General features: G+C 72.2%; 5 protein-coding genes and 2 pseudogenes. 6 read left to right on the forward strand and 1 reads right to left on the reverse strand.

Features of this window, described 5'->3' with window-relative positions; translation table 11 throughout:
• Positions 1 to 1092 (forward strand): quinolinate synthase NadA (nadA, locus tag GH736_RS14995; protein WP_159604734.1); only part of this gene is annotated, 1092 nt, incomplete at its 5' end.
• A gap of 29 nt (positions 1093 to 1121) precedes the next feature.
• Here nadA and GH736_RS15000 read toward each other — a convergent pair.
• Positions 1122 to 2036 (reverse strand): annotated as a pseudogene (locus tag GH736_RS15000) (PAC2 family protein); the annotation flags it as partial.
• 75 nt (positions 2037 to 2111) lie between these two features.
• On the opposite strand from GH736_RS15000, the gene GH736_RS15005 reads away from it, so the two are divergent.
• The 5 genes and pseudogenes from GH736_RS15005 to GH736_RS15025 form a co-directional block, all read left to right on the forward strand.
• Positions 2112 to 2786 carry an HAD family hydrolase gene (locus GH736_RS15005; RefSeq protein WP_235934277.1) on the forward strand — a complete coding sequence of 225 codons (675 nt, stop codon included), beginning with the start codon at positions 2112 to 2114 and terminating at the stop codon, positions 2784 to 2786.
• Positions 2783 to 3844, forward strand: coding sequence for a tRNA (adenine-N1)-methyltransferase (locus GH736_RS15010; RefSeq protein ID WP_159604736.1), 1062 nt, complete (start codon positions 2783 to 2785; stop codon positions 3842 to 3844). The genes GH736_RS15005 and GH736_RS15010 overlap by 4 nt, the downstream gene beginning before the upstream one ends.
• Positions 3845 to 3888: 44 nt before the next feature.
• Positions 3889 to 4863, forward strand: coding sequence for an FKBP-type peptidyl-prolyl cis-trans isomerase (locus GH736_RS15015; RefSeq protein ID WP_159604738.1), 975 nt, complete (start codon positions 3889 to 3891; stop codon positions 4861 to 4863).
• A 49-nt stretch (positions 4864 to 4912) separates the two neighbouring features.
• Positions 4913 to 5935 (forward strand): helix-turn-helix transcriptional regulator, encoded by a 1023-nt coding sequence (locus tag GH736_RS15020; protein WP_159604740.1) that lies wholly within the window; start codon positions 4913 to 4915, stop codon positions 5933 to 5935.
• A pseudogene (locus GH736_RS15025) lies at positions 5935 to 6334 on the forward strand (helix-turn-helix transcriptional regulator); the annotation flags it as partial. The gene GH736_RS15020 and the pseudogene GH736_RS15025, both read left to right, overlap by 1 nt.

A 6334-nucleotide genomic window follows, 5' to 3' on the forward strand; every position in this document is an offset into this window, starting at 1 on the left:
GGCGGATCGGTCACGGTCAACGGCCGGCGATTCGCGGAGCACCGCGCCCCACTCCACGAGGTCGGCGCCCTCCTCGACGCGAAGGCCGTGCACACGGGCCGTACCGCAGAGAACCACCTGCTCGCCAACGCCGCGCTCACCCGGCCCGACGCCGAGGCGATCGTGTTCTGTGGCGTGCACTTCATGGCCGAGACCGCGGACCTGCTGTCGACGCCCGAGCAGGCCGTCATCCTGCCCAACCTCGCGGCGGGCTGCTCGATGGCCGACATGGCCGACGAGTCGAGCGTCGAGGAGTGCTGGGAGCAGCTCGCCGAGGTGTACGGCGACCTCGACGCGGCCGATGCCGAGGGGCGCGTCCCAGTCATCCCGGTGACATACATGAACTCGTCGGCGGCGCTGAAGGGCTTCGTCGGCCGGCACGGCGGCATCGTCTGCACCTCGTCGAACGCGAAGACGGTGCTCGAGTGGGCGTTCGAGCGCGGGCAGCGGGTGCTGTTCTTCCCCGACCAGCACCTCGGTCGCAACACCGCGAAGGCCATGGGCGTGCCGCTCGAGCAGATGCCCATGTGGAACCCGCGCAAGGCGCTCGGCGGCAGCACGGCGGGCGAACTCGAGGACGCACGCGTCATCCTGTGGCACGGCTTCTGCTCGGTGCACAAGCGGTTCACGGTCGACCAGATCGCCACCGCGCGCGAGACGCACCCCGGCGTGCAGGTCATCGTGCACCCCGAGTGCCCCATGGCGGTGGTCGATGCAGCGGATGCCGCGGGCTCGACGGACTTCATCGTGAAGGCCATCCAGGCCGCCCCCGCGGGCTCGACGTTCGCGATCGGCACCGAGATCAACCTCGTGCAGCGGCTCGCTGCCGAGTACCCGCAGCACGAGATCTTCTGCCTCGACCCCGTCGTGTGCCCGTGCTCGACGATGTACCGCATCCACCCCGGCTACCTCGCCTGGGTGCTGGAGGAGCTCGTCGCCGGTCGCGTCGTCAACCGCATCACGGTGCCCGGCGCGGTGGCCGATCCCGCCCGGCTCGCCCTCGAGCGGATGCTCGCGGCGAAGCCCCCGGCCGCTGCGGTGACGGGAGCCTGACCATGGCGCACGTGCTGGTCGTCGGCGGCGGGATCGCGGGGCTCTGGACCGCGGTGAAGGCCGCCGATGCCGGGCACGCGGTCGAGCTCGTGACGGTACCGCTCGAACTCCTGCGCGATCGCCTCGCCGCTCGCCTCGGGGGCGTCGACGGCATCGCGGGCCTGCTCGAGCTGGGTGATGTAGCCGGCCATGTCCTCGTCGTCGGCGGCGAGCGCGTCGACGCCGGCCTCCCACGCCTGCGCCTCGGTCTCGAGCGTGCCGCGGGGGATGGAGAGGCCGGTGAGCTCCTCGAGCTTGCCGAGCAGCGCGAGCACGGCCTTCGGCGAGGGCGCGTTGTGCACGTAGTGCGGCACCGACGCCCAGAGCGACACGGTCGGGATGCCGGCGCGCTCGGCCTGGTCGGCGATGACGCTGAGGATTCCGACGGGGCCCTCGTAGCTCGAGCGTTCGACGCCGAGCGCGTCGCGCACCTCGCGGTTCTCGCTCGACGCGAACACCGACAGCGGCCGGGTGTGCGGCGCGTCGGCGAGCATGGCGCCGAGGAGCACGACGCCCTCGATGTCGGCGGTGAGCGCCGCGTCGACGAGCTCGGCGGCGAAGCCCTTCCAGCTGCGCGCCGGCTCGGCGCCGAGCAGCACGTGGAGGGTGTCCGCGCCGGGGCCGGTGACCTGCTCGTCGACCTCGTCGGTCGGCGCGCCGCCCGGACCGAGGATCGCAGCGCCGGGCCATTCGAGCCGGCGCGAGCCGTCGTCGCCCATCACGACCGTGGGCCGGGTGAACTGGTAGTCGAAGTAGAGCTCGGGGTCGACCGCGGCGATCTCGACGAGGCCCAGCCGCTCCGCGAGCAGCTTCGCCGCCCCGGTCGCCGCCTCGCCGGCGTCGTTCCATCCCTCGAAGGCGACGACGAGCAGCCTTCCGCCCTCGAAACCGGCCCGCTGATCCACTCCAGGTGCCCCGCTTCCCGCCCCGGACTCCCGGGGTCCTCTCCACAATAGGCCGTGCCCGTAGACTTGCGGGTTGTGACCACTCGCCTTCCCGCCGCCGTCCTCTGGGACATGGACGGAACCCTCGTCGACACCGAACGCTATTGGATGGCGGCCGAGGAGGAGCTCGTCGAGTCCTTCGGCGGCCGCTGGACCCACGAGGACGCGCTCGGCCTTGTCGGCAGCGGCCTCTGGGAGGCGGCGACGGTGTTCCAGGCGGCGGGCGTCGACCTCGACGCCGACACGATCGTGGCGCGCCTCACCGCGCGCGTGCAGGAGCAGCTCGCCGAGCACGGCGTGCCCTGGCGACCCGGCGCGCGCGAGCTCCTCGAGGCGCTGCGCGAGGCATCCGTGCCCACGGCGCTCGTGACCATGTCGGTCAGGTCGATGGCCGACGACGTGGTGCGGGCGATCCCGTTCGAGGCCTTCGACGTCATCGTCACGGGCGACGTGGTCGAGCATGCGAAGCCGCACCCCGAGCCCTACCTCGCGGCGGCCGAGGCCCTCGGCGTCGACGTCCGCGACTGCGTGGCGATCGAGGACTCGCCCGCGGGCCTCACGTCGGCATGGTCCGCCGGCGCGGTCACGGTGGGGGTCCCCAACATCCTCGACCTCGCCGAGGCGCCGGCCCACGTGCTGTGGCAGACGCTCGCCGACAAGTCGGTGTCGGATGTCGCGGCGCTCCTCGAGGTCCGCGAGGCGCGCGCATGAGCGAGAGCCGAGGCGAGCGCAGCGGGCCGTTCCGGGCGGGTGACCGGGTGCAGCTGACCGGACCCAAGGGCCGCATGCACACCATCACCCTCGAGCCGGGCAAGCTGTTCCACTCGCACAAGGGCCCCATCGCGCACGACGACCTCATCGGCCTGCCCGACGGATCGGTCGTGGCCAACCAGGTCGGCATCGAGTACCTCGCACTCCGCCCGCTGCTCAGCGACTTCGTCATGTCGATGCCGCGTGGCGCGGCGATCGTGTACCCGAAGGATGCCGCGCAGATCCTCGCGCAGGCCGACATCTTCCCCGGCGCCACCGTCGTCGAGGCGGGCGTCGGCTCGGGCGCGCTGTCCCTCTGGCTGCTCCGCGGCATCGGGCCGTCCGGACGGCTCCTCTCGTTCGAGCGGCGTGAGGAGTTCGCCGAGGTGGCACGCGGCAACGTGGCCACGTTCCACGGCTACGACCCCGAGAACTGGTCCATCACGCTCGGCGACCTGGCGGTAGCGCTGCCCGAGGTCGCCGCCGCGGCATCCGTCGACCGCGTCGTGCTCGACATGCTGGCGCCCTGGGAGTGCATCGACGTCGTGTCCGACGCGCTCAAGCCCGGCGGCGTGCTGCTCTGCTACATCGCGACCGCCACGCAGCTGTCGCGGGTCGCCGAGGCGATCCGGGCGACGGGGGAGTACACCGAGCCCCAGTCGACCGAGACGATGGTGCGCGGATGGCACGTGCAGGGCCTGGCGGTCCGGCCCGACCACCGCATGATCGCCCACACCGGGTTCCTCCTCACCGCCCGCCGGCTCGCGCCCGACACGGTGCTGCCCGAGCTCAAGCGACGTCCGTCGAAGACGGAGTTCAGCGACGAGGACGTCGAGGCGTGGACGCCCGGTGCGCTCGGCGAACGCGCCGTGAGCGCGAAGGCGCTGCGCAAGCGGGTGCGGGCAGCGGATGCCGCGGCCGAGCGCTCGCGGGCGGCCGACGGGGCCCACGGCGACCTGACGCCCGAGCTGCCAGAGGCTCCTGCGGCCGACACCGATCCCGCAGGCGAAGCCTTGTAGGCTACCAACGCCCCTCCGCGACCCACCCCATGAATCGAGGATCAGTGCGCTCGTCACTCGCGCTCATCGCCACCGCCGGCCTCGTCGCCGTGGCCCTCTCCGGCTGCACGCCCGCGCCGGAGGCCCCCGAGGCGACGTCGGGGCAGTCCTCCGACGCCGTCGTGGTGAAGGGCGACTTCGGCGACGCGCCGAAGGTGGAGTTCCCGGCACCCCTCGCTCCCGATGAGACGCAGTGCACCGAGGTCATCGCGGGTGACGGCGCGAAGCTCCAGGACGGACAGCAGGCCCTCATCGGGCTCGCCGTCTACAACGGCACCACCGGCGAGACTGTGCAGGAGCCGACCGGCTTCGGCGACGAGGACCCGATCGCGCTCACCGTGTCCGATGCCACGCTGCCCGGGCTGCGCAAGGCGCTCACCTGCGGCAGCGAGGGCTCCCGCGTCGCGGTGGTCGTGCCCGCGGATGACGCCTTCGGCGACCAGGGCAACGAGTCCATCGGCATCGGTGCCGACGACAGCCTCGTGTTCGTCATCGACGTGAAGCGGGCACTCCCGTCCCGCGCCGACGGCGCCCCTCAGCTCTCCCGCGACGGGTTCCCCGCCGTGGTGCTCGCACCCGACGGCCGGCCCGGCATCACCGTGCCGAAGGCCGACCCGCCCGTGAAGGACGAGATCGCGGTGGAGGTGCTGAAGAAGGGCTCGGGCGAGGTCGTCGAGGACGGCGATTCCGTCGTCGTCCAGTACACGGGCGTGCTCTGGGACGACAACTCCGTGTTCGACTCCACCTGGACGACCGCGGCCGAGGGCAACCAGCAGCCGGGTCCGAAGACGTTCGTGGTCAGCACGGGCGACGACGCGCAGGTCATCCCCGGATTCTCGAACGCGATCATCGGCCAGACCGTCGGCTCGCAGATCGGCGTCATCGTGCCGTCGTCGCAGGGCTACGGCGACCAGGGCAACGACAAGGTGCCCGCGGGTTCGACGCTCTTCTTCGTCATCGACATCCTGGGTGTCGTCTGACCCGGCGATCGCGGCCGGGTGCCGCCCGCGGTTCAGTATGATCGCTCCTGTGTCGGGTGCATCGCGCAAGGGTGAGCCGAGGATCCCGGTCGAAGATCGGCTCTTCAGCCTGGTGCTCGCGCTGCTCGCCACCGAGACGGGCCTCCTGAAGTCCGAGATCCTGTCGTCAGTGCGCGGCTACGCCGAGCGCTACGACGAGTCCGGGCAGAACGCCAACCTCGAGCGCCAGTTCGAGCGCGACAAGGACGATATCCGCGAGCTGGGCATCCCGCTCGAGACCGTCGAGTCTCCCGACCGCCCCGGCGACAACCAGGCGTTGCGCTATCGCATCCCGAAGGGCCGGTACGACCTCCCCGAAGAGGTCCGGTTCACCCCCGACGAGCTGGCCCTGCTCGGCCTCGCGGCCGAGGTGTGGCGCGAGGCGTCGCTCTCCGCCGACTCGCAGCGGGCGCTGACCAAGCTGCGGTCGCTCGGCATCGAGCCGCGCGAGCCGGTCATCGGCTACGCGCCACGGCTCCGCGTCCGCGACGCGGCGTTCGAGCCGCTGCGGCAGGCGCTCGACCGGCGGCAGACCGTGCGGTTCCGCTACTTCAAGCCCGGCGAGGGCGCGCCGAGCGAGCGCACCGTCGACCCCCTCGCCGTGGTGCTCCACGAGGGCCGCTGGCACCTGCACGCCTACGATCACGACGCGGTGGCGCCCCGCACGTTCCTGCTGTCCCGCATCGTCGGCGCCGTGGAGCCGCTGCCCGGGAAGACCTTCGACGCGCCGCCGCCCGACATCCAGGACCGCATCCTCGCCGAGCTCGACGAGGTGCGGCTCGGCAACGCCGCCGACCTCGCCGTCACGGCGGGCAGCGACGCGGAGGTGCGGCTCGGCAAGCGAGCGGTGCTCCGCGATGAGGACGCCGGCGTGATCCGGCTGCACTACACGGATGCCGCGGTGTTCGCCGACGAGCTGGCGGCCTACGGCCCCGAGGTCCGCGTGATCGCGCCGGCATCGTTGCGCGACGAGGTGCGCGATCGCCTCGCCGCCGTCGTCGCCGCCCACCGTCCCGAGGGAGCCGCATCCTGATGGCCACCCGAGCCAAGCCGCTCAAGGCACCCGACAAGCTCGTGTTCCTGCTGTCGTTCGTGCCCTACCTGCTCGAGCAGCGCGTCGTCGACGTCGCCGAGGCCGCACAGCACTTCGGCATGACCGAGGCCGAGATCCGCGACGCCGTGCGGCTCATCGCGACCTCGGGCCTTCCCGGCTCGACCGGCACGTACCAGCCCAACGACCTCTTCGACATCGACTGGGACTCCTTCGAGGAGGACGACGTCATCGTCATCGTGCATCACGTGGCGATCGACGATGCACCGCGGCTCTCCGCCCGCGAGGCCGCGGCGCTCATGGCGGGCCTGCAGTACCTCTCCGCCGCTCCCGAGGGGGCGGGCAGCGCGTCCCTCGCCTCGCTGCGCGCGAAGCTGGCCG

The organism is Agromyces humi (assembly GCF_009720255.1).
Lineage (GTDB): Bacteria > Actinomycetota > Actinomycetes > Actinomycetales > Microbacteriaceae > Agromyces > Agromyces humi.